This is a genomic window from Microbacterium sp. 10M-3C3 (genome assembly GCF_003931875.1).
GTDB lineage: Bacteria > Actinomycetota > Actinomycetes > Actinomycetales > Microbacteriaceae > Microbacterium.
Genome location: NZ_CP034245.1, coordinates 1100693 through 1124022 on the forward strand (window position 1 = coordinate 1100693; position 23330 = coordinate 1124022).

21 protein-coding genes, 1 tRNA gene and 1 pseudogene are annotated in these 23330 nt (G+C 71.5%); 17 read left to right on the forward strand and 6 right to left on the reverse strand.

The window, feature by feature from the left end; genetic code table 11:
* The first annotated feature begins 25 nt into the window (after positions 1-25).
* From EI169_RS05180 to EI169_RS05210, 8 genes and pseudogenes are all read left to right on the forward strand, one after another.
* Positions 26-1096: an aspartate-semialdehyde dehydrogenase gene (locus EI169_RS05180; RefSeq protein ID WP_125131387.1), complete on the forward strand. Its 1071-nt coding sequence runs from the start codon at positions 26-28 to the stop codon at positions 1094-1096.
* Positions 1097-1184: 88 nt separating this feature from the next.
* On the forward strand, positions 1185-2660 hold the full coding sequence (locus EI169_RS05185) for a malate:quinone oxidoreductase (RefSeq protein WP_125131388.1): 1476 nt from the start codon (positions 1185-1187) through the stop codon (positions 2658-2660).
* A gap of 6 nt (positions 2661-2666) precedes the next feature.
* Positions 2667-3269, forward strand: coding sequence for a thymidine kinase (locus tag EI169_RS05190; RefSeq protein WP_125131389.1), 603 nt, complete (start codon positions 2667-2669; stop codon positions 3267-3269).
* 48 nt (positions 3270-3317) lie between these two features.
* Positions 3318-4337 carry a UDP-glucose 4-epimerase GalE gene (galE, locus tag EI169_RS05195; RefSeq protein WP_125131390.1) on the forward strand — a complete coding sequence of 340 codons (1020 nt, stop codon included), beginning with the start codon at positions 3318-3320 and terminating at the stop codon, positions 4335-4337.
* Between the two features lie 127 nt (positions 4338-4464).
* A pseudogene (locus tag EI169_RS16910) lies at positions 4465-4641 on the forward strand (DUF1295 domain-containing protein); the annotation flags it as partial.
* Positions 4642-4729: 88 nt separating this feature from the next.
* A complete protein-coding gene (locus EI169_RS05200; RefSeq protein WP_276312924.1) occupies positions 4730-5251 on the forward strand; it encodes a DUF1295 domain-containing protein in 522 nt (173 codons plus the stop codon).
* A gap of 84 nt (positions 5252-5335) precedes the next feature.
* Positions 5336-6100, forward strand: coding sequence for a GntR family transcriptional regulator (locus EI169_RS05205; RefSeq protein ID WP_125133326.1), 765 nt, complete (start codon positions 5336-5338; stop codon positions 6098-6100).
* A complete protein-coding gene (locus tag EI169_RS05210; protein WP_125131391.1) occupies positions 6069-7337 on the forward strand; it encodes an alpha-hydroxy acid oxidase in 1269 nt (422 codons plus the stop codon). Before EI169_RS05205 ends, EI169_RS05210 begins: the two co-directional genes overlap by 32 nt.
* A 46-nt stretch (positions 7338-7383) precedes the next feature.
* Here the strand turns inward: EI169_RS05210 and EI169_RS05215 are convergent, their stop codons facing one another.
* The 5 genes from EI169_RS05215 to EI169_RS05235 all read right to left on the reverse strand — a co-directional run bounded on the left by EI169_RS05215 (position 7384) and on the right by EI169_RS05235 (position 13588).
* On the reverse strand, positions 7384-8154 hold the full coding sequence (locus tag EI169_RS05215) for an HAD-IIB family hydrolase (protein ID WP_125131392.1): 771 nt from the start codon (positions 8152-8154) through the stop codon (positions 7384-7386).
* A gap of 76 nt (positions 8155-8230) precedes the next feature.
* A tRNA-Pro gene (locus EI169_RS05220) sits at positions 8231-8304 on the reverse strand.
* A gap of 46 nt (positions 8305-8350) precedes the next feature.
* Positions 8351-9823 (reverse strand): hypothetical protein, encoded by a 1473-nt coding sequence (locus tag EI169_RS05225; RefSeq protein ID WP_125131393.1) that lies wholly within the window; start codon positions 9821-9823, stop codon positions 8351-8353.
* Positions 9824-9977: 154 nt separating this feature from the next.
* On the reverse strand, positions 9978-10889 hold the full coding sequence (locus EI169_RS05230) for a metallophosphoesterase (RefSeq protein ID WP_240640646.1): 912 nt from the start codon (positions 10887-10889) through the stop codon (positions 9978-9980).
* An 8-nt stretch (positions 10890-10897) separates the two neighbouring features.
* The gene (locus tag EI169_RS05235; RefSeq protein WP_125131394.1) at positions 10898-13588 is read right to left on the reverse strand and encodes a transglycosylase domain-containing protein; all 2691 of its coding nucleotides are present in this window, start codon (positions 13586-13588) and stop codon (positions 10898-10900) included.
* A gap of 93 nt (positions 13589-13681) precedes the next feature.
* Between EI169_RS05235 and EI169_RS05240 the strand changes: the two genes are divergently transcribed.
* Together EI169_RS05240 and EI169_RS05245 are read left to right on the forward strand one after the other, a co-directional pair.
* On the forward strand, positions 13682-13900 hold the full coding sequence (locus tag EI169_RS05240; RefSeq protein ID WP_125131395.1) for a DUF4177 domain-containing protein: 219 nt from the start codon (positions 13682-13684) through the stop codon (positions 13898-13900).
* A complete protein-coding gene (locus EI169_RS05245; protein WP_125131396.1) occupies positions 13897-14367 on the forward strand; it encodes a RidA family protein in 471 nt (156 codons plus the stop codon). Before EI169_RS05240 ends, EI169_RS05245 begins: the two co-directional genes overlap by 4 nt.
* Positions 14368-14516: 149 nt before the next feature.
* On the opposite strand, the gene acs is transcribed toward EI169_RS05245, so the two are convergent.
* Positions 14517-16487, reverse strand: coding sequence for an acetate--CoA ligase (gene acs / locus EI169_RS05250; protein ID WP_125131397.1), 1971 nt, complete (start codon positions 16485-16487; stop codon positions 14517-14519).
* Positions 16488-16914: 427 nt separating this feature from the next.
* On the opposite strand from acs, the gene EI169_RS05255 reads away from it, so the two are divergent.
* The 7 genes from EI169_RS05255 to tmk all read left to right on the forward strand — a co-directional run bounded on the left by EI169_RS05255 (position 16915) and on the right by tmk (position 23244).
* On the forward strand, positions 16915-17940 hold the full coding sequence (locus EI169_RS05255) for a TadA family conjugal transfer-associated ATPase (protein WP_125131398.1): 1026 nt from the start codon (positions 16915-16917) through the stop codon (positions 17938-17940).
* On the forward strand, positions 17937-18893 hold the full coding sequence (locus tag EI169_RS05260) for a type II secretion system F family protein (RefSeq protein ID WP_125131399.1): 957 nt from the start codon (positions 17937-17939) through the stop codon (positions 18891-18893). Before EI169_RS05255 ends, EI169_RS05260 begins: the two co-directional genes overlap by 4 nt.
* Positions 18894-18928: 35 nt before the next feature.
* On the forward strand, positions 18929-19165 hold the full coding sequence (locus EI169_RS05265) for a DUF4244 domain-containing protein (RefSeq protein ID WP_164515442.1): 237 nt from the start codon (positions 18929-18931) through the stop codon (positions 19163-19165).
* Positions 19165-19503, forward strand: coding sequence for a TadE family type IV pilus minor pilin (locus tag EI169_RS05270; protein ID WP_125131400.1), 339 nt, complete (start codon positions 19165-19167; stop codon positions 19501-19503). Before EI169_RS05265 ends, EI169_RS05270 begins: the two co-directional genes overlap by 1 nt.
* Positions 19503-19820: an Rv3654c family TadE-like protein gene (locus EI169_RS05275; protein WP_125131401.1), complete on the forward strand. Its 318-nt coding sequence runs from the start codon at positions 19503-19505 to the stop codon at positions 19818-19820. The genes EI169_RS05270 and EI169_RS05275 overlap by 1 nt, the downstream gene beginning before the upstream one ends.
* 71 nt (positions 19821-19891) lie before the next feature.
* The gene (gene topA / locus EI169_RS05280; protein WP_276312925.1) at positions 19892-22624 is read left to right on the forward strand and encodes a type I DNA topoisomerase; all 2733 of its coding nucleotides are present in this window, start codon (positions 19892-19894) and stop codon (positions 22622-22624) included.
* Positions 22621-23244 carry a dTMP kinase gene (tmk, locus tag EI169_RS05285; protein ID WP_125131403.1) on the forward strand — a complete coding sequence of 208 codons (624 nt, stop codon included), beginning with the start codon at positions 22621-22623 and terminating at the stop codon, positions 23242-23244. Before topA ends, tmk begins: the two co-directional genes overlap by 4 nt.
* Positions 23245-23330: the final 86 nt, after the last annotated feature.

Below are 23330 nucleotides of genomic sequence, written 5' to 3' on the forward strand. Positions count from 1 at the left end.
CCCCGCCGCATCCCGAGGTACCGCCATGACCCGCATCTCCGATTCCGGAATCTCCCTCGCCGTCGTCGGCGCCACCGGCCAGGTCGGCAGCGTCATGCGCGAAATCCTCATCGAGCGCGACTTCCCGGTGCGCGAGATCCGCTTCTTCGCCACCGCCCGCTCGGCCGGCACCGCGATCGAGTTCGCCGGGCACGACGTGGTGGTCGAGGACGTCGCGACGGCCGACCCGTCCGGCATCGACATCGCGCTGTTCTCCGCCGGCGCGACCGGAAGCCGCGCGCACGCGCCCCGGTTCGCCGAGGCCGGGGCGCTCGTCATCGACAACTCCAGCGCGTGGCGCATGGACCCCGACGTGCCGCTCGTGGTGAGCGAGGTCAATTCCCATGCGATCGACGAGGCGCGCAAGGGCATCGTCGCGAACCCCAACTGCACGACGATGGCCGCGATGCCCGTTCTGAAGGTGCTCGACGCCGAGGCCGGTCTCGAGCGCCTCATCGTCAGCACATACCAGGCGGTCAGCGGCTCCGGTCTCGCCGGCGCCCAGGAGCTGCTCGGCCAGGTCGAGGGCGTCCTCGCACAGGGCGATGTCGAGCGTCTCGTGCGCGACGGCTCCGCGCTGGACTTCCCCCAGCCCGAGAAGTACGTCGCGCCGATCGCGTTCGACGTCATCCCCTTCGCCGGCAACCTCGTCGACGACGGCCTCAACGAGACCGATGAGGAGAAGAAGCTCCGCAACGAGAGCCGCAAGATTCTCGAGCTGCCCGACCTGCGCGTCGCGGGCACGTGCGTGCGCGTCCCCGTCTTCACCGGTCACTCGCTCAGCATCAACGCGGAGTTCGCACGCGAGATCACCCCCGAGCGCGCGCGCGAGGTGCTGTCGGATGCGCCGGGCGTGACGCTCGAGGAGATCCCCACGCCGCTGCAGGCCGCCGGCAAGGACCCGAGCTTCGTCGGCCGCATCCGCGCCGACCAGTCCGCCCCCGAGGGCAAGGGACTCGTGCTGTTCATCAGCAACGACAACCTGCGCAAGGGCGCGGCGCTCAACGCCGTGCAGATCGCCGAGATCGTCGCGGCGCGCCAGAGCGCGCGCGCGTAGGGGAGTCGCCCGCGCGCGATCTCTCGACGTCGAGCGAGCGGGTCTCTCGATGTCGAGAGAGAAGTCGGCGCACACCTAGAATCGTCGGGTGAGCGAAAACGTCGACGTCCTGCTCATCGGCGGCGGGATCATGAGCGCGACCCTCGGGACGCTGCTGAAGGACCTCAACCCCGACTGGAAGATCGCGGTGTTCGAGCGCCTGAGCGCCGTCGCGCAGGAGAGCTCCAACGCGTGGAACAACGCGGGCACGGGGCACGCCGCGCTGTGCGAGCTGAACTACATGCCCGAAGCGCCCGACGGCTCCGTCGACCCGGCGAAGGCCATCGCGATCAACGAGCAGTTCCAGCAGAGCCGCGAGCTGTGGGCGAGCCTTGTCGAAGAGGGCGTCCTCGACGCGCCGTCGACCTTCATCAACGCCACTCCCCACATGACCTTCGTGCGCGGCGAGAAGGACGTGAACTACCTCCGCAAGCGCTATGAGGCGCTCAAAGACCAGCCGCTGTTCGCCGGCATCGAATACAGCGAGGACTCCCGCGTCATCCATCAGTGGGCGCCGCTGCTCATGAAGGGCCGGCTCAAGAGCGACGCTCCCTTCGCGGCGACCCGCGTCCCCTCGGGCACCGACGTCGACTTCGGCTCGCTCACGCGACAGCTGTTCGACCACCTGCAGGACCGCGGCGTCGACGTCGTGACCAACCGCGAGGTACGCACCCTCGACCGGCAGCAGGACGGCACGTGGGAGGTCGGCTTCCGCAACACCGTCGGCCGCACGCCCGGCAGCGTCAATGCGCGCTTCGTCTTCGTCGGCGCCGGCGGCTGGGCGCTGAAGCTCCTGCAGCGCTCGGGCATCCCCGAGATCAAGGGCTACGGCGTCTTCCCGGTCGGCGGCCAGTGGCTGAAGACCTCCAACCCGGCCCTCGTCGCCCAGCACAAGGCGAAGGTCTACTCGCAGGCGTCGGTCGGCGCCCCGCCGATGTCGGTGCCGCACCTGGACACCCGTGTCGTCGACGGCGAGACCTCGCTGCTGTTCGGCCCGTTCGCGACGTTCAGCCCCAAGTTCCTCAAGCACGGCTCGCCGCTGGACCTCGTGACCCAGGTGCGCTGGCACAACCTGCTGCCGATGCTCAAGGTCGCCGTCGACAACCCCGGGCTCATCAAGTACCTCGTCGGCGAGCTGCTGAAGAACCACGCGCAGAAGGTCGAGAGCCTCCGCGAGTTCATGCCGACCGCCCAGGCGAAGGACTGGGAGCTGCTCAACGCCGGTCAGCGCGCACAGGTCATGAAGAAGGATCCGAAGAAGATCGGCGTGCTGCAGTTCGGCACCGAGGTCGTCCACTCCGCCGACGGCTCGATCGCCGGCCTGCTGGGTGCCTCTCCCGGTGCGTCTACGGCGGTGTCGATCATGCTCGGGCTGCTCAAGGAATGCTTCCCCGATCGCATGGCCGAGTGGGAGCCGCGTCTGAAGACGCTCATCCCCAGCTACGGGCAGACCCTCAACCCGCGCCCCGACGTCGCCCGCGAGGTGACGGCGGAGACCGCACGCGCGCTCGCGCTGACGGCCTAGGGCGACGTGGCCAAGCTCTACTTCCGCTACGGAGCGATGAACTCCGGGAAGTCGACGGGACTGCTGCAGGCGGCGTTCAACTACGAGGAGCGCGGCCAGCTCGTGCTCCTGGCCAAGCCCGAGATCGACACGAAGGGCGCCGACCAGATCGAGAGCCGGCTGGGCGTCTCGCGCACCGTCGACTTCCTCATCGGGCCGGCGGATGACGCGCGCGCGGCCGTCCACGCCGCGGCGGGCGGACGCGACATCGCGTGCCTGCTCGTCGATGAGGCCCAGTTCCTCACCCCCGCGCAGGTCGACGACCTGCTGCGGATCGCCGTCCTCGATGACATCCCCGTGATCGCCTACGGCATCCGCACCGACTTCCGCACCGAGGCCTTCCCCGGGTCGGCGCGCCTGCTCGAGCTCGCCCACAGCCTCGAGGAGCTCAAGACGATCTGCCGGTGCGGGCGCAAGGCGATCTTCAACGCGCGCCTGGTCGACGGGCGATTCGTCTTCGACGGCGACCAGGTCGCGATCGACGCCGGCCTGCACGGCGAGGTCACGTACGAGTCGATGTGCGCCGCGTGCTACCTGCGCGAATCGGGCGGTCGTCTGGACGGGCGCTGAGGCGCCGCATCCGCGGGGGAGCCCTGACCCGGCCGATAGGCTGAAGCCATGCGAGTACTCCTGGCCGGCGGGGCCGGCTACATCGGCGCGCACACCGCGGTCTCCCTGCTCGAGGCCGGCCACGAGGTCGTGCTGCTCGACGATCTGTCCGGCACGCACGCGATCGCCGCCGACCGCGTGGCCGAGATCACCGGCAAGCCCGCGCCGCTCGTGGTGGGGGACGCCGCCGATCGCGACGTCGTGGAGGGCGTGTTCGCCGAGCACGGGCCGATCGACGCGATCATCCATCTCGCGGCCTTCAAAGCGGTGGGGGAGTCGACGCAGATCCCGCTGGAGTACTACCGCAACAACCTCGACACGACGTTCGCGCTCGCGGAGGTGGGCGTGCGTCACGGCATCCGCTCGTTCGTGTTCTCCAGCACGGGCACCGTCTACTCCGACCCGGCCGACCTGCCGTTCACGGAGGAGTCGACCACCAGCGTCGACCTCTCCAACGCCTACAGCAAGTCGAAGCGGATGAACGAGGTCGTCCTCGCCGATCTCGCGCGCGTGAACCCCGAGCTCAACGTCACCGTGCTGCGGTACTTCAACCCGGTCGGCGCGCACCCGAGCGGCCTCATCGGTGAGGACCCGGCGGGCATCCCGAACAACCTCATGCCGTACGTCTCCCGCGTCGCGATCGGCGCGCTCGAGGAGATCGGCGTCTTCGGCGACGACTACGACACCCCCGACGGCACCGGTCTGCGCGACTACATCCACGTCGTCGACCTCGCCGAAGGGCACGTCGTGGCGCTCGAGCACGCGACGCCGGGCTACGTCGTCTTCAACCTCGGCACGGGCCGCCCGGTGAGCGTGCTCGAGCTCATCGCCGCCTTCGAGAAGGCCGTCGGGCACCCGCTACCGCGCCGCATCCTGCCGCGTCGTCCAGGCGACGTGGCCGCGACCTTCTGCGACCCGTCGAAGGCCGCGCGTGAGCTCGGCTGGCGCACGCGCCTGGAGATCGACGACGCGTGCCGCGACTACTGGAACTGGCAGACGCGCAACCCCGCGGGATACGCCGGGGCGTGAGGCGCGGCGCCGAGGCGCCTGCGGCGTGACGATCCCGGCCGCGCGCCCGGACGGGGTCTAGCCTGAGCGCGTGGACTCCCTCGCGCTCGTCCTGATCGTCGCTGCCGTCGTCAGTGCGGTGTGCTGGGTGCTGTCCCTCCTCACGAAGGACACGTCGTGGGTTGACCGCGCGTGGTCGATCGTCCCGGTCGTGTACACGTGGATCTTCGCGGCGGGAGCCTTGGGCTCAAGAGTGGACGCGGCGCGCCCGCTGCTCATGGCCGTCCTCGTCACCGTGTGGGGCGTGCGGCTGACCTTCAACTTCGCCCGCAAGGGCGGGTACTCCGGGGTGGAGGACTACCGCTGGGCGATCTTCCGCGGCCGAGAGCCCGGTCGCCTTCGGGCTGTTCAACGTGTTCTTCATCGTCGTGTATCAGAACGCGCTGCTCGTGCTCATCACGCTGCCCGCCGCGGTCGCCGCGGCGGCGGGCGCGCCGCTCACGCCGTGGGACGCGGTCTGGGCGGTGCTCTTCCTCGGAGCGCTCGCGGGGGAGACCGTCGCCGACCAGCAGCAGTGGGAGTTCCACCGCGCCAAAGCGCGCGCCGGCGGCGCCCTCGCGCCGGGTTTCGTCACGACCGGCCTCTGGCGCTTCAGCCGCCATCCGAACTTCTTCTTCGAGCAGATGCAGTGGTGGCTGGTCTACGCGTTCGGCGCGACCGCCGCGGTCGCGGGCGGCGCCGGCTGGTGGGGCGGGGTGCTCAACCCCTCGCTCGTCGGCGCGGCGCTGCTGACGGTGCTCTTCATCGGCTCGACGATCTTCACGGAGTCGATCAGCGCGGGGAAGTACCCCGCGTATGCGCAGTACCGCGGGCAGACCTCCATGCTCCTGCCGCTGCCGCCGCGGGCGCGGCGCGACGCATCCGTCACCCGATGACGGACGCGGGTTGTGTGGTCTGACCACACACGCTAACGTGGCCTGGCCGTCCCAGGAGGTCCCGTGTCCACAGCCCGCGCCGATATGCGCGATTCCGCCGCCGCCGCGCTGCGCGCGTGGGAGGTCGTCATCGACCGGATCGAGTCCGATCTCCGCGATGGCCGGCTCTCGCCCGGTGACCGCCTGCCCGGTGAGCGGGAGCTCGCGACGCAGCTGGGGGTCGGGCGGTCGAGCGTCCGCGAGGCGCTGCGCGTGCTCGAGGTGCTGGGGCTCATCCGCACCTCCACCGGGTCGGGCCCGCAGTCCGGCGCGATGATCGTGGCGGCACCCCGGGGCGGGCTCGCGGCCCTGCTGCGGCTGCAGGTCGCCGCGCACGGGTTCCCCGTCGACGATGTGGTGCGCACGCGCGTCGTGCTCGAGACCGCCGCGGTCGAGGCCCTCGCGGTCGCGCCGGCTCGCGACACGCGCCGGGCGCGCGAGATCCTCGACGCGATGGATGCGGCGGACCTCGCGCCCGCGGACTTCCTCGCCCTCGACGCCGAGCTGCACCTCTCCCTCACCGAGGCGTCGGGCAACGTCGTGGCCGCCGCCATGATGGCGGGCCTGCGCACCGCGATCGAGGGGTACGTCGCCGCCGGCGCCGGCGCCCTGCCGGACTGGAACACGACCGCCGAGCGGCTCCGGCGCGAGCACCGGGCGATCCTCGACGCCGTCGACGGCGGCGACCCCGGCCGCGCAGGCCGGCTCGTGCGCGAGCACATCGCCCACTACTACGCCGAGGCGGGCCTGTCCGCATCAGCCGAGGGAAGGAGCCCTGATGGTCGATCGACAGCTCCCCAAGCCCGCTGAGCTCCTGGAGCTGATGCAGTTCAAGAAGCCGCAGCTGAACGGCAAGAAGCGTCGGCTCGATAGTGCGTTGACGATCGCGGATCTGCGGCGGATCGCGAAGCGGCGTACGCCGAGGGCGGCGTTCGATTACACCGACGGTGCGGCGGAGGGGGAGGTGTCGATCGCGCGGGCGCGGCAGGCGTTCGAGGATGTGGAGTTCCACCCGGATGTGCTGCGTCCGGCGGATCAGGTCGACACGTCGACGACGATCCTCGGCGGCCCGTCGGCGCTGCCGTTCGGGATCGCGCCGACCGGGTTCACGCGGCTGATGCAGACCGAGGGCGAGACGGCGGGGGCGGGTGCGGCGGCGGCCGCGGGCATCCCGTTCACCCTGTCCACGTTGGGGACGACCTCGATCGAGGGGGTGAAGGCGGCCAACCCGCACGGGCGGAACTGGTTTCAGCTGTACGTGATGCGGGACCGGGAGATCTCGTACGAGCTGGCGCGGCGCGCCGCATCCGCGGGGTTCGACACGCTGATGTTCACCGTGGACACACCGATCGCCGGCGCCCGGCTGCGGGACAAGCGCAACGGGTTCTCGATCCCGCCGCAGCTGACGGTGCGCACCATCGTCGACGCGATCCCGCGGCCGTGGTGGTGGATCGATTTTCTCACCACCCCGAAGCTGGAGTTCGCCTCGCTCACCGACACCGGCGGCACCGTCGGCGACCTGCTGAACGCGGCGATGGACCCGACGATCAGCTATGACGACCTTGCGGTGATCCGCGACCTCTGGCCGGGGAGCATCGTGGTCAAGGGCGTGCAGAACGTCGACGACGCGGTGCGGCTGCTCGATCACGGCGTGGACGGCATCGCGCTGTCCAATCACGGCGGCCGGCAGCTGGATCGCGCGCCCATCCCGTTCCACCTTCTCCCGCACGTGCGCCGCGCCGTGGGCGAGGAGGCGACCGTCATGGTCGACACCGGGATCATGAACGGCGCCGACATCGTCGCATCCATCGCGATGGGGGCCAGTTTCACGCTGGTCGGACGCGCGTACCTGTACGGCCTCATGGCCGGCGGCCGCGCCGGCGTGGACCGGGCGATCCACATCCTCCGCACCGAGATCGAACGCACCATGACCCTCCTCGGTGTCTCGAGGCTGGAAGAGCTGGAGCCGCGTCACGTCACCCAGCTCACACGGCTCGTGCCGGTCGCCGCGGAATCGCAGCGCACCGACAGACCACGCGTGCCCTGAGAGACGCCGCGCCGCGCGACGCCTCGGCGGCGGCCCGGGTTCCGCGTCAGCGCGGGGGCAGCGTCGGGATGAGCTCGTCGAGGTAGTCGGCGGTGTCGTGCCAGCCCTCGACCGCGTGGCACGCCACACCCATCGCGAGCACGGGGTAGTCGTTGCCGTCCGGGTCGAGGCGGTCGCCGACGAAGAGCATGTCGTCAAGCGGGATGCCCGTCACCTCGGCGAGCTGGCGCATGCCGTAGGCCTTGTCGATGCCGCGGTGGGTGATGTCGACCGAGGTGGAGCCGCCCGAGCGCACCTCGAGATCCGGGATGCGTGCGGCGACGGCCTCGCGCAGGCGGTTCTTCTTCTCGCCCGTCGGGTCCCACGCGGTCTTGGCCTCGAGCGGCGCCTGCTGACCGAGAGCCGAGAACGTGATCTGCGAGCCGCGGTCCTCGAGAATCGGGCCCCAGGTCTCGGACTCCCATAGGCCCAGCCGCCGTGCCTCCTCCTGGACGGCGGCGAGGGCGCGGCTCTTCTCGTCGTCGGTGAGCGAGTGCGCGTAGACCGTGCGGATGCCGCCATCCTCCAGGCGGTAGTACTGCGTGCCGCACGTCGGCATGAGGTGGATGCGGGCCAGGACGTCGGCGGATGCGGCGGGCAGACGATCGACGACCTGCTTCTCGAACTGCGTCAGCTGCCCGCCGGAGATGATCGCGACCTCGACGCGCTCGGCCAGCGCGATCAGCAGGTCGCCGATGCGCGGGTCGATGGCGCTCTTGGAAGGGGCGAGGGTGTCGTCGAGGTCGAAGGCGACGAGGCGGGGCGAGAAGTCGGGCACGGTGCTCCTGTCCGAGACGTCGGGAAATGCAAGAGGCTCCGTCGGCGACGGAGCCTCTTGCGCTGATCCTACTGAGTCGGGGTGACAGGATTTGAACCTGCGGCCTCTTCGTCCCGAACGAAGCGCGCTACCAAGCTGCGCCACACCCCGGAGCAACCCCCCGAGTCTACCTGACGCGCGGCCGTGCTCCGAACCGTCACGTCGTCCGGCGACGTCGGGCGAGGTGCGCGAGGAGACCTGCGCCGAGGATCGCGGCCGCGCATCCGGCCGCCGCGACACGGGGCGCCAGGTCGCCGGACAGTCCCGTGGCGGCCAGGGCGCGCGGCGTCTCGGGGACGGTGGGCGTCGGCGGCGCGGGCGGCGCAGGGACGCGGACGATCTGGCTGGGCGTGGCGAACTCCTCCGCCCACACGTAGTCGCGCTCGAGGTGCACCGCGACGGCCGGGTCCTGCTCGGTGGCGGCGATGCGCCACACGGCCGTGTAATAGCCGGGTCCGGGCAGCTCCCAGTCCGACGTCACGCGATAGGTGCCGGCGCCGCGGGCCGGATCGGCGGTGAGCGCGAGCTCGCCCACGGGCTCCGCGTCGGCCGGCACGGCGGGGCCGGCCGGCGCGGCCTCGGTGCGGTAGACGACAGCGGTCGCGCGGATCGGCACGAAGGAGCCGTCGCCGCGCCGCGGCCAGACCCCTTCGACCGGTGCGAGCGTGACGTCGTCGACGAAGGGGCCCTGCTCGACCTCGGGGGCGGGGACCTGGGTCGTGATGCCGGGGGAGAAGACGACGGGGCGGGGCGCCGCATCCGTCGCCTCGACGGTGTAGGACACACCGCCTCCCGGTCCCGCGGTGCTCTGCTGCCCATCGGTCGTGACGTACCGCACGGCGGGGGCGAACTGCGCGGTGTACGTCGCGCGCGCGATCACGGCGTAGGGAGCGCCGTCCTCGGTCGGCGGAGCGGCGACGATGTCGAGGCTCGTTCCTGGGGCGACGCCGTCCCGGGTGGTGCCGCCGCCCTCGACGAAGGTCGCGTTGACGAGACTCACTGCGGCGACGGTCCCGGCACCGCCGCTCAGCTGCACTGTGCCGCGACGTGGGTCACCCGCATCCGTCGTGAGCGCGATGCCGCCGTCGGCGCCGGGGACGGGTGTGGCGAGCGCCTCGGTGTAGTACGCCTCGGCCCGCTGCGCCACGGCGCCGGCATGCTCGGGCGCAAAGCGCGAGAAGACCCACTCGATGGCCCCGGTGAGTGAGTCTCCGGTGTAGCCCCAGCCGTGCAGCGTCGTCGTGCGGTCGGCGACCGCCTTGACGGCCCACCCGACGGCGGCGGCCTGCACGGGGTCGCCCGTTTGCCCGTACGCCGTCACGATGCGGTTGATGCCCACGAGCTGCTGCGGCGACAGTCCGCCGGCATCGGGTCGGACGCCGTGATCGGTGCTCGGCCCGGTGGGTGCCGGGAGGCCCGGCAGGATGCAGTACGTGTGCACGCCGTCGACGAGCATCGACCCGTGCCAGCCGTACGCCGACAGCGGCGCCCACGTGCCGAAGCCGGTGCCCTGCGATGCGGCCTGGGCGCGGGTCGGTGCGCCGACGACGATGAGCGTCGTCATCGCCACGACCGCGATCGCGAGCGTGACGAGCAGGCGTCGGAGGGGGAGGAGGGGCACGGCGGGCATCGGTCATCCTTCGGTCGCGGGTGGATGACCCGATCCTGCGGTCGATGCGGTGTGCGCGACGGTCGCCGTCGTCTCGCATGTGGACGGCGGCGTTCACCGTCTCGCTGGGGAGGAGAGCCCGGCCCGCGACGCTCCCGTGTGAGGCGAGCGCCGGTCAGGCGGGGAGCAGCGTGAGGAGGGTCACCTCGGGGCGGCACGCGAAACGCACCGGCGCGTAGATCGAGTGACCGATGCCGGCGCTGACGTTCAGCGGCACCGTGCGCCCGCTGTGCGACCATGCGCTCAGGCCCCGCGCCTGATCGAGCGGGATGTCGCAGTTGGCCACGAGCGCCTCGCGGCTGCCCGGGATGCGCACCTGCCCGCCGTGCGTGTGACCGCCGAGGAGCACGTCCGCGCCGTCGTCCACGAACGCGTCGAGCACGCGCCGATACGGGGCATGCGTCACACCCATCGTCACGTCACCCTCGGGCAGGTCGCGCAGGGTGGCGGATGCCGCGGGCAGGTCGTCCCAATCGCGGTGCGCGTCGTCCACGCCGAAGGCGCGGACCCGTACGCCGGCCGCCTGGACGAGGGCCGCGGCGTTGTCGACGTCGCTCCAGCCGAGCTCATCCGTCAAGAAGCGGTCGAGGGCGTCGACATCGAGCTTCTCCGCCGTGTGCGTGCGCTGCGACGGGCCCGCGAAGTACAGGAGTGGATTGCGCGGCGAGGGCGCCTGCGTGTCGTTCGAGCCATGCACGAAGACGCCCGGGATGCCGGCGAACGGCGCGAACGCCTCGCGGATGCCAGCGAGCCCGTCGACGTGGCCGAGGTTGTCGCCCGTATTGACGATGAAGTCCGGGCGGAGCTCGGCGAGACCGGCGATCCAGCGCTGCTTGCGGTACTGCCACGGCGCCATGTGCGCGTCGGAGACGTGCAGCACCCGCAGGGCCGCCGCATCCGGAGGCAGGATGCGCAGCGCGTGATAGCGCACCGTGAACAGGTAGCGCTCGATGCCCACGCCCCACACCGCCGCGGCGGCGCCGACCGCCCCCGCGGCCCCGAGGGTCGCGAGGGCGGTGCGGGCCACAGGTCCGCTCAGCACTTCTTGGCGGTGTAGTTGACGGTGATCTGCGTGCTCGGGCCCGCGAGGGTCCCGGCGGGCGGGTTCGTGCCGGTCGCCGTCGGCGGGCCGTCGGGGGCATCGGCGCTCTCCGAGCAGGACTCGGCGAGGTTCGTGAACCCGGCAGCCGCCAACGCGGCACGGGCCTCGTTGACCTTCAGGCTCTGCACGTTCGGGATGCCCTTGGCCTGCCCGTTGCTCGGGTTGATCGTGATCGTCGTGCCGCCGGGAGCCTGACCCGACGGGTTCTGCGCGGCCACGATGTCCGTCGGCTGGTCGGAGTCCACGGGCGGGCCGACGACGACGTCCCAGCCCTCGTTCTGGAGGGTCTGCTGCGCCTGGTCGACCGTCTGACCGATCACGTTGGGCACGTTCTTCGTCACGCGGCGCGTGAGGTTGTTGTCGGGCTGCGGGAACGCGTCGCCGCCGTATACGTCGTCCGCCACCCGCTGGACGGCCCGCGCCACCTGGTAGCGGATGTCCATGAGCCGGCGGCCCTGATAGTAGTTCTTCGAGATGTCGCCGAAGCCGTCGACGTTCCCGGCCCACACCGCCGTCGTGACGTTCGTCGAGGACTCGATCATCCACGACTGCAGCGCCTCGTGCGTTCCGGTCTTGCCCAGGATGGGGGTGCCGTCGCCCGGGTTGCCGCCCTGGCCGGAGCCGCCGCTGGTCATGACGCCCTGCAGCGCATACGCGGCTGTCGCCGCCACGGCCGGGTCGAGAACGGGCGTGCAGCTTCGCGCGGGCACGAGCTCCGGGCGCTCCGCGCCGTCACTGTCCACGACCTTGTCGATGACCTTGGGCTGGCAGTAGTTCCCACCGTTCGCCACCGTCGCGTAGGCCCCCGCCATCGCCAGCGGCGAGACGTTGTCGCTGCCGATGACGTTGTTGCCGTACTTCATCTCGATGTCGGTGCCGTCGCCGCGCGTCACACCCATCTTCTTGGCGACCTTCGCGATGTCGCACAGGTCGAGCTCCGCCGCCATGCCGAGGAACCCGGTGTTCAGCGACACCTTCGTGAACTGCATCGGCGTGCCGTTGAATCCGGCCTGGTTGTTGAAGTTGCGGATGCGGTCCTTCGCGACGTTGACCCAGTCGCCATAGCACGAGTTCTTCATGTTCGGAACGGGCCGGTCACGACCGTTGACGACCTCGTTGACCGAATGTCCCGTCTCGAGCCAGTCGATGAGGGTGAACAGCTTGAACGTCGATCCGGCGTTGAAGCCCTTCGAACCGCCGATCTGCGAGTTGCCCGCGAAGACCAGCGACGTCGCCCCGGGGCCGGGATTCGGCTCCTCGGAGAAGCGCGTGTTCTGGGCGATGGCCAGCACGCGGCCGGTCTTGGCATCGATGCTCACCGACGTCGAGCCGAAGTTCATGTTGTTGACCGACTCGGGGGCGTAGTCCTTCATCGCCTGGTTGGCGGCGTACTGCACGTTCCAGTCGAGCGTCGTGTAGATGTTGAGCCCGTCCTGGCGCAGCGCGCTCTGACGGTCCTCCGCGGTCTCGCCGAAGGCGGGGTCGTTGCGGATCGTGGAGACCACGTACTGGCAGAAGAACGGCGCGGCCGACGCGCCGCATCCCTGCAGGGTCGGAGTGATCGCCGGAGTGATCGGCTCGATCGCCGCGGCGACGTACTGGTCCTCGGTGATCTTGCCGTCGTCGAGCATGCGGCTGAGCACGTAGAGCTGACGGCCCTTCGTGGCGCTGTAGCCGTCGGCGGCCGCGACCACCTGCTCCTGCGTGATCTTGCCCTCGTCGCGGAGTGTGAGGAGCGCCTGGATGCTGCCGGGCGACACGTCGTCGATCGAGCCGTCGGGCGCCTTGTTGTATGACTGGTCGCCGTCGAAGATCGAGCCGCCGGTGCGGTCGATGCGGTAGCTGTTGGGGTTCTGCACGATGCCGGCGAGGGTCGCGGCCTGCGCGACCGACAGCTGCGACGCCGACACGTTGAAGTAGTAGCGGGCGGCGGCCTCGATGCCGTAGGTGGTGCCGCCGAAGTTCGCGATGTTGAGGTAGCCGAGGAGGATGTCGTTCTTCGAGTACTCCTTCTCCAGCTGGATCGCGTAGCGCATCTCCTGGAGCTTGCGCTCGTAGCCGTCGACGCCCTTCGCGTTGGTCGCTTCGGTCCAGCAGCTCTGCAGCACCTCGTCGCGGGTCTTCACGACGTTGCCCTGGTCGTCGGTCTCGGCCTGCGCGTCGCGCTCGCACTTCTGGATGAGCACGTTCTTGACGTACTGCTGGCTGATCGACGAGCCACCCTGGGTGGCGCCCGAGCCGGAGGCGTTGCTCAGGAGGGCGCGCGTCGTGCCGATGAGATCGACACCGCCGTGCTGGTAGTAGCGCGGGTCCTCCGAGGAGAGGATCGCGTCGTACATGACGGGCGAGATCTGGTCGAACTGCACGGGCTGGCGGTTCTGGTCGTAGAACTTCGCGAGCACCTGGTCGCCGGCCCAGATGGTGGTCGGCTGCATCGTCTTGTCGATCTTCAGGATGCTCGGCATGTTGTCGAAGATCGAGATCGCGCTCTTGGCCGCGACACCCGAGACGGCGATGGCCGGGGTGACGGTGGCGGCGATGAGCACACCGGCGACGGCGCTCAGACCCACGAGGCCGAGCAGACCTCCGAGCACGCCGGACGTCGTCCGTTTCAGATTCGGCATAGGCTGATGCTAAGCCAGAACCCTGGGCGAAGCCTCGACAGGCCTGCGTGCGCCGCCGGCGGAGCCTTCGGCCACCGACCTCCGGGAGTCGCGATGACCACGTGGGAATACCTGACCGCGCCGCTGCTGATCCACAACACTGCCGCGATCCTCAACAACTGGGGCAAGCAGGGCTGGGAGCTCGTGCAGGTGGTGACCGGGCCCGAGGGCGGGCTCGTCGGCTACTTCAAGCGTCCGGCCGGCGGCGGAGCAGCCAACGCCGGCGTCGGCGCGGCCAACGAGGCCGCCAAGCAGTTCGGAGAGAACGTATGAGCACCGTCGCCGCCCGCCTCGCCGAGCTCGGCATCGACCTCCCCGACGTGCCGCACCCCGCGGGCGCCTACATCCCCGCCAAGGTGCACGGCGACCTGGTCTTCACCGCGGGCCAGCTACCGCTCGTCTCCGGCACCCTGCCTGCCACCGGCAAGGTCGGGGAAGGCCGCGGCCTCGTGGCGCCGGCCGACGCGAAGGAGTACGCGCGACTGAGCGCACTCAACGCGATCGCCGCCGCCGCCGATGCTGCGGGCGGCATCGAGCGCCTCGGCAGCGTGCTGAAGGTCACCGGCTTCGTCGCCTCCGTACCGGAGTTCACGGGGCAGCCGGGCGTCATCAACGGCGCCAGCGAACTGCTCGGCGACGTCTTCGGCGATGCCGGGCGCCACGCCCGCTCGGCCGTCGGCGTGGCGGTGCTCCCGCTGGACAGCCCCGTCGAGGTCGAGGTCGTCTTCACCCTCGTCTGACGGCGCCCGCGCCGCATCCTCCCTCTCCATACAGGCGAATCGGCCGAGATCAGCAGGAAATCACCTCGAAGGTACTGATCTCGGCCGATTCGCCCGTTTCGGGCCGCTCGAGGAGCGAACGGGGGGGCGGGGAGCGGCGGCGGATGCGGCTACTTCAGCTGCGCGCTGATGACGCTCATGACCGCGGTGTCGGCGAGGGTGGTGGTGTCGCCGACCTCCCGACCCTCGGCGACGTCGCGGAGCAGCCGCCGCATGATCTTGCCCGAGCGCGTCTTGGGGAGCTCGCCGACGATGTAGACGTCGCGCGGCCGCGCGATCGGCCCGATCTGCTCGCCCACCCAGCCGCGCAGCGTCCCGGCGAGGCCCTCGGGGGAGTGCTGCTTGAGGAAGCTCTGCTTGATGATGACGAACGCCACGACCGCCTGACCGGTCGTCTCGTCCGACGCCCCGACCACCGCCGCCTCGGCGACGGCCTCGTTCGCCACGAGCGCCGACTCGATCTCCGCGGTCGAGAGCCGGTGCCCCGACACGTTCATGACGTCGTCCACGCGGCCGAGGAGCCACACGTCGCCGTCCTCGTCGAGCCGTGCGCCGTCGCCGGCGAAGTAGTAGCCCTTGTCGGCGAACTTCTCCCAGTACGTCTCGACGAACCTTTCGGGGTCGCCCCAGATGCCGCGCAGCATGCTCGGCCAAGGCTCCGTGACCACGAGCAGGCCGCCGTTGCCGTTGCCCACCGGCTCGCCCGCGTCGTCGACGACGGCCACCGAGATCCCCGGGAGCGGCACTTGCGCCGAGCCGGGCTTGGTCTCGGTGATGCCGGGGAGGGCGGAGATCATGATCGCCCCCGTCTCCGTCTGCCACCACGTGTCGACGATGGGCGTCTTCTCGGCGCCGATGACGGTGCGGTACCAGACCCACGCTTCGGGGTTGATCGGCTCGCCGACCGATCCGAGCAGGCGCAGCGACGACAGGTCGAAGCGCTGCGGCACCTCGCGTCCGATCTTCATGAACGAGCGGATCGCCGTCGGCGCGGTGTAGAAGACGGTGACGCCGTACTTCTCCACGATCTCCCACCAGCGGCCCGGATGCGGTGCATCCGGCGTTCCTTCGTACAGCACCTGCGTCGCGCCGTTGGCGAGCGGGCCGTACGTCACGTACGTGTGCCCGGTGATCCAGCCCACGTCCGCAGTGCACCAGTACACGTCGGACTCGGGGTGGATGTCGTGCACGACCTGGTTGGTGAACGCCGCCTGCGTCAGGTAGCCGCCGGACGTGTGCAGGATGCCCTTGGGCTTCCCGGTCGTCCCCGAGGTGTAGAGAATGAACAGCGGGTTCTCCGCGGGGAAGGGCTGCGCCTCGTGATCGGCGGATGCGGCGGGCACGGCGTCGTGCCACCAGATGTCGCGGTCGGGGTTCCAGTCGACGTCGTTGCCGCCGCGACGGACGACGATCACGTGCTCGACCGTCTCCTGCACCCCCGAGCCGTTGCGGTCGGCGAGCGCCATGTCCACCGCCGGCTTCAGCGGGGACACCTTTCCCTTGCGGTAGCCGCCGTCGGCGGTGATGACGACCTTCGCGCCGGCGTCGTCGATGCGGGCGCGCAGGCTGTCGGCGGAGAACCCGCCGAAGACCACCGAGTGCACCGCGCCGATGCGCGCGACGGCGAGCATCGAGGCCACCGCCTCGGGGATCATCGGGAGATAGATCGCGACGCGATCGCCGGCGCCGACGCCGAGCTCCGTCAGGACGTTCGCGACGCGCTTGACCTCCTCGGTGAGCTCGGCGTACGTGACGCGGCGCTCGTCGCCCGGCTCGCCCTCCCACAGCAGCGCGAGGCGGTCGCCGTTTCCCGCCTCGACGTGACGGTCCAGGCAGTTGTACGCGACGTTGAGCTGGCCGTCGGCGAACCACGTCGCGAAGGGCGGGTTCGACCAGTCCAGGCCCTGCGTGAACGGCGTGTGCCAGTGCACGAGCTCACGCGCCTGATCCGCCCAGAACCTCTCCCGATCCGCGGCGGCGCGCTCGTACAGCTCGGCGGTCGCGACGGCTTCGGCCGCGAACCCCTCGGGCGGCGCGAAGCGGCGGTTCTCGGAGAGGAGGTGGTCGATCTGGCTGCTCATGTGCGCGCTCCTTCGCGGGACAGGATCGCGCCGCCGGGGCGGCGCGCCGTGGCCAGGGTAACGCCGCCCCCGCACGGCGAATACCTCCGATAGTTGGGGCCCGTGCGCCCTGGGAATCTGCTCATCCGTGAGCGAACGCGATTTGCCGCTCCGGCGCGGGCGGTTACGCTAGAAGAGCCCGGACATCGATTCGGTATCCGCGTCGGGCGAGACCCCCCAACATTCGCCCGGCCGCGGCGGCGGCATCCCGTTTCCCCCAGATGGGATGCCGCCCTCTCCTTCTTCCCGGCGTCCGGCCGCGTTCTTCCCGGCGTTCGGCGGCGCCGTCCGCGAGGCTCCTCCTCCCCAGACCGCTCCCGCGCGCGGTCGTCCACGGCCCCTCGCGTCGCGGAGTTCGACGTCTGCCGTCGGCGCTTAGCGTCACGGCATGTCCGAAGCGTTCGTCGTGGTCCCGCGTCGCCCCGCCGCGATCGCCGTCGCCGCGGCCCGCCCCGAACCGGCGACGAGCGCGACCCTGGACGACGTCCTCGCGCCGTTCGCGCGGTACCTCGCCGACGACCGTGTCACCGACCTGTTCGTCAACGGCGCCGACGGGCTCTTCGTGGATCGCGGCGCCGGCACCGAGCGCGTCCGGGAGTGGCGCGCGGGCGAGGCCGATGTGCGCGCGCTCGCCGTCGCCCTGATCGGTGCGGGCGGTCGGCACCTCGACGACGCGACGCCGTGCGTCGACGTGCGCCTTCAGGGCGGCGTGCGCGTGCACGCCGTGCTGCCGCCGATCGCCCTCGCGGGCACGACGCTCTCGGTGCGCGTCCCGCGGGTGCTCGCGCCCGATCTCGACACGCTCGCCGCCCGTGGCCTCACGGATGCGGCGGGCGCGAACGCCCTGCGGCGTCTCGTCGCCGACCGCGTCAACTTCCTCATCACGGGGGCCGCCGGATCGGGTAAGACGACCCTGCTGGCCGCCCTCCTCTCGGAGGCGGCGCCCACCGAGCGCATCGTCACGATCGAGGACGTGGCGGAGCTGCATCCGCGCCACCCCCACCACGTCGCCCTCGAAGCGCGGCAGCCCAACCTCGAAGGAGCGGGCGGCGTCGACCTCGCACGGCTCGTGCGCGAGGCGCTCCGGATGCGTCCCGACCGGCTCGTGGTGGGGGAGTGTCGTGGCGCCGAGGTGCGGGAGCTGCTCGGCGCGCTCAACACCGGGCACGACGGCGGCGCCGGGACCCTGCACGCGGGAGGGCTGGACGACGTGCCCGCGCGGCTGGAGGCGCTCGGGGCGCTCGTGGGGTGGGACGATCTCGCGCTGGCGCGGCAGGCGGTGAGTGCGTTCGGTGCGATCGTCCACCTCGCGCGCGGCGCCGACGGCGTGCGTCGCCTCGTCGGCATGGGGACGCCTGTGCTCGACTCCCGGGGGCGACTGGCCGTGCGCCACGCGGGAACGGGGGCGGCATGACCCCGGACGGCCCCCCGGCCCGGCGGCGTCGCCGGGGCCGCCGGCCGGCATCCGGGCGGCGCGTCGCTCACAAGCGCTCCGCGACACGGCCGGGCGCGGATGCGGCGGCCACGGCCGAGACGGTGCTGCGGCTGTCCGTGCTCGTGCGGGCGGGGCTCGCGCCCGGCCGCGCGTGGGCCGTGCTCGACGATCAGGGGGACCCGGTTGCGGCGGCCGTCCGCGCCGGTGCCGCCCGAGGCGAGGACATCGCCGACGTGCTGCGCGGATGCGGACCCGCGTGGCGGGCGGTGGCCGCGGCGTGGCACATCGCGACGGTCGTGGGCGCGCCTCTGTCCGAGACGCTCCGCGACGTGGCGTCGGCGCTCCGCGACGGCCAGGAAGCCGCCGACGACGTGCGGGTGACGCTCGCCGAGCCGGCGGCGACGGCGAAGCTGATGGGCTGGCTGCCCCTCGTCGCGGTCGTGCTCGGCATCGCCCTCGGCTTCGACACCGCGGTCGTGCTGACGACGCAGCCCGCCGGCTGGGCATGCCTGGTCGCCGGCGTCGGGCTCGTGCTCGTCGCGAGACGATGGAGCTCCGCCCTCGTGCGCCGGGCGGCGCCCGGCGCGGAAATCCCCGGGATGACCCCGGAGCTGTTCGCGATCGCGCTGTCGGGCGGCGCCTCGATCGACCGCGCCCGCGCGCTCGTGGCGGCGGAGGCCCCTGGCACCGAGCGCGACGTCGACGCCGTGCTCGAGCTGTCCAGATCCGCGGGGGCGCCGGCCGTCGACCTCCTGCGGTCCTCGGCGTGGCTCGAGCGACAGCGGGCGCGCACGGATGCGCGCGTGCGGGCGGCGCGTCTCGGGTCGCGCCTGCTCCTGCCGCTCGGGGTCTGCACCCTGCCCGCGTTCCTGCTGCTCGGCGTCGCCCCGATGCTGCTGAGCATCCTCGCTTCCGGCGTCCTGACGCCGTGACCGGTCGTGCCCGATTCGAACGAAGGAGAATCCCGATGTCCCGACACCCCTCGACCACACTCCACGGCGGCGCGGCGCCGCCGATGCCCGAGCTGACCCGCGCGCGAGCGGGCGCCCTGTTCCTCGACGAGACGGGGGCGGCGACCGCCGAGTATGCGATCGCGACGATGGCGGCCGTCGCCTTCGCGGGGCTGCTCGTCGTCATCATGCGCTCGGACGAGGTCCGCGGCATCCTCACCGACCTCATCCGTCGCGCGCTGACGGTCGCCTGATGCGCCGCCCGCGTCGAGGACTCGGCGAGCGCGGCGCGGTGTCGGCCGAGTTCGCGGTCGCCACTCCCGCGCTGCTGCTGGTCGTGCTCCTCGGCGTGGGCGCGCTCGGCGTCGGCGCGCGTCAGGTGCGCCTGCAGGACGCGACGGCGGATGCGGCGCGCCTCGTCGCCCGCGGCGAAGACCTCGGTCGCGCGGAGGCCGTCGTCGCGGCCGTCGGCGGGCGGCTCGAGGTCGTCGAACGCGGCGATCTCGTGTGCGCCGTGGCGCGCGCCCCCGCCCCGATCGGGTTCCTGCCCGCACCGTCGGCGGAGTCGTGCGCCCTCGCGGGAGGCCGCTGATGCCCGGGACGGTCGCCGCCGTCGGCGGCGCGGGGCTTCTGGCCGCGACCGTCGTCGCGCTGTGCGCGGTGGCCGGTGCATCCGCGCACGCGCAGAAGGTGGCGGCGGCCGCGGATGCGGCGGCGCTGGCCGCGGCCGACGCCGCGAGCGGGGCCGTTCCCGGCGTGCCGTGCGAGCGCGCCGCGGAGGTCGCCGACGCCGCCGGCGCGAGCGTCGTCCGCTGCGACGTGGACGGCCTCATCGCCACCGTCGCGGTGTCGGCGCCGTGGGGCGCGCTCCCCGCCGAGGCGATCGCGCGCGCCGGCCCGCCGCCGTGATCCGCGACCTTCCGCGGGCCGGCACCCAGCAACCCGTGTGTATGGTGTGCATCGAAGAAAGGACGGCCCCCGTGCCCCAGGCCAAGTCATCCGGCAGCAAAGCACAGCCTCACGGCAAGAAGCTCGTCATCGTGGAGTCCCCGACCAAGATGCGGTCGATCCAGGGCTACCTCGGCGACGGCTACGAGGTGCTGAGCTCGGTCGGGCACATCCGCGACCTCGCGAGCAAGAAGGACATCCCCGCGGACAAGAAGGCCGCCTACGGCAAGTACTCGATCGACGTCGAGAACGACTTCGACCCCTTCTACGTCGTCAACGATCGCAAGACGAAGACCGTCACCGAGCTCAAGCGCGCACTGAAGGATGCCGACGAGGTCCTGCTCGCCACCGATGGCGACCGCGAGGGAGAGGCCATCGCGTGGCACCTGCTCGAGGTGCTCAAGCCCAAGGTGCCGGTGCGGCGCATGGTGTTCCACGAGATCACGAAGGACGCCATCCGCGAGGCCGTCGACCACACGCGCGAGCTCGACACGTCGCTCGTCGACGCGCAGGAGACCCGCCGCGTGCTCGACCGCCTGTACGGCTGGGACGTCTCGCCCGTGCTGTGGCGCAAGGTCGGGTCGGGCCGCGAGGGGCAGGCGCTCAGCGCCGGCCGCGTGCAGTCGGCGGCCACCCGTCTCGTCGTCGACCGGGAGCGCGAGCGCATCGCGTTCGTCTCGGCGTCGTACTGGGACGTCGAGGCGACGGCGGTGCAGTCCGACAGCGCGTTCACGACCCGCCTCGTGCGGGTGGACGGTGCCGCGCTCGCCCGCGGCACCGATTTCGACGACCGCGGACAGCTGAAGAAGGCCGTCGTCGCGCTCGACGAGGGCGCCGCGCGCCTGCTCGCCGAGGCGATCGCTGCCGCCGGCGAGGCATCCGTGACCGCCGTGGAGGCCAAGCCCGGCACGCGCAGCCCCAAGCCCCCGTTCACGACGTCGACCCTGCAGCAGGAGGCCGGACGCAAGCTCTCGATGAGCGCCAAGCACGCGATGAGCGTCGCGCAGCGCCTCTACGAGAAGGGGTACATCACCTATATGCGCACCGACTCGACCGCCCTGTCGTCGCAGGCGGTCACGGCGGCGCGCGAGCAGGCGGTCGCCCTGTACGGCGACAAGGCCGTGCCGCCGAACCCGCGCGTGTACCGCAACAACGCCAAGAACGCCCAGGAGGCGCACGAGGCGATCCGCCCCTCCGGCGAGGTGTTCCGCACGCCGGCGTCCGTCGCGAGCGCGCTCGACCGCGACGAGCAGCGGCTGTATGACCTGGTGTGGAAGCGCACGGTCGCCAGCCAGATGTCCGACGCGAAGTACGAGACCACGACCGTGACCCTGCGCGTGCAGGCGGGGGAGCAGGTGGCCGAGTTCACCGCATCCGGCACCGTCTACACCTTCAAGGGCTTCCTCGAGGCCTATGAGGAAGGACGCGACGAGAAGCGCGGCGACGCCGACAAGAGCGAGGACCAGTCGCTCCCGGCCCTGGCCGTGGGCGACGTGCTGCGCGTGCGCGACGTCGAGCCGAAGGGTCACGCGACCTCCCCGAAGCCGCGGTACACCGAGGCCAGCCTCGTGAAAGCGCTCGAGGAGAAGGGCATCGGGCGTCCCTCGACGTTCGCGAGCATCATCGACGTGATCCTCGACCGCGGGTACGTCACCAAGCGCGGGCAGGCGCTCGTGCCCAGCTGGCTCGCGTTCAGCGTCGTGCGCCTGCTCGAGCAGCACTTCGCCGACCTCGTCGACTACGACTTCACCGCCGCGCTCGAGGACGACCTCGATCGCATCGCCCGCGGCGAGCAGAAGCGCAGCGAATGGCTCCGCTCCTTCTACTTCGGCTCCGACGACCAGGTGGGCCTGCGCAACATCGTCGACAATCTCGGCGAGATCGACGCCCGCGAGCTCAACTCCACGCGCATCACCGACACCGCGACGCTCCGCTTCGGCAAGTACGGCCCCTACCTCGAGGTCGTCGACCCCGCACAGCCCGACGCGAAGCCGCGCATCGTCAACATCCCGGACGACCTCGCTCCCGACGAGCTCACGCCCGCGAAGGCGCAGGAGCTCATCGACGCCCCCGTCGCCGGCGACCGCGTGCTCGGCGAGAACCCCGAGAACGGCAAGCTCGTCGTGGTGAAGGACGGCCGTTACGGTCCGTACGTGCAGGAGGTCGACCCCGACGAGCCGGACGACGTCGACGAGGCGACCGGCGAGGTCGCGACCAAGAAGAAGACGGCGAAGAAGGACGCGCCGAAGCCGCGCACCGCGTCGCTGTTCCGCTCCATGTCGCCCGAGACGATCGACCTCGACACCGCCCTGCAGCTGCTCACGCTGCCGCGCATCGTGGGCGCCGACCCCGAGTCGGGGGAGGAGATCACGGCGCAGAACGGCCGGTTCGGTCCGTACCTGAAGAAGGGCACCGATTCCCGATCGCTGGACTCCGAGCAGCAGATCTTCGACATCACGCTCGAGGAGGCGCTCGTGAAGTACGCCGAGCCGAAGTACGGCGCGCGTCGCGCGTCGAGCGCCCTCAAGGAGTTCGACAACGATCCGACCAGCGGCAAGCCGATCCGCCTGCGCGACGGCCGCTTCGGACCGTACGTCACCGACGGCGAGACGAACGCGACGATCCCGCGCGGCGAGAACGCGATGGACGTGACCTTCGAGCGGGCCGTGCAGCTGCTCGCCGACAAGCGCGCGAAGGGGCCCGCCCCCAAGCGCACGGCGCGCAAGACCACGACGACCCGCAAGACGCCGGCCAAGAAGTCGTGAGCGCGGGCCTGTTCGTCACGCTCGAGGGCGGCGACGGCGCGGGCAAGACGACCCAGGCGCGGATGCTGGAGGACTGGCTCGTCGCGTCCGGCCGCACCGTCGTGCGCACGCGCGAGCCGGGCGGCACCGACGTCGGCGTGCTGATCCGCGACATCGTCCTGCACCATCGCGGCGACATCGCGCCGCGGGCCGAAGCGCTCCTGTACGCCGCCGATCGCGCCCACCACGTGGCATCCATCGTGCGTCCCGCACTCGAGCGCGGCGACGTCGTGGTGCAGGACCGCTACCTCGACTCCTCGGTCGCCTACCAGGGTGCGGGCCGCGTGCTCGACGGCGACGAGGTCCGTCAGCTGTCGCTGTGGGCGACGGGCGGCCTTCTGCCCGATCTGACGGTGCTGCTCGACCTCGACCCCGCGCGGGCGCGGGCGCGACTGGACGCCGACGACAAGCCGTTCGATCGGCTCGAGTCCGAGCGCGACGACTTCCACGCGCGCGTGCGGGAGGCGTTCCTCGCGCTCGCCGCCGCCGAGCCCGAGCGCTTCCTCGTGCTCGACGCCGCCCGCGCGCCCGAGGAGCTCGGCGCCGACATCCGCGCGCGCGTGTCCGCTCTGCTCGCGTGAGTCTGCGAGAACGCGCCCGTGCACGCTTTTCGGCCGCGGCACCGTGCATGCGCGCGTTCTCGCGGGCCGGCCGGGCGGGTCGGAGG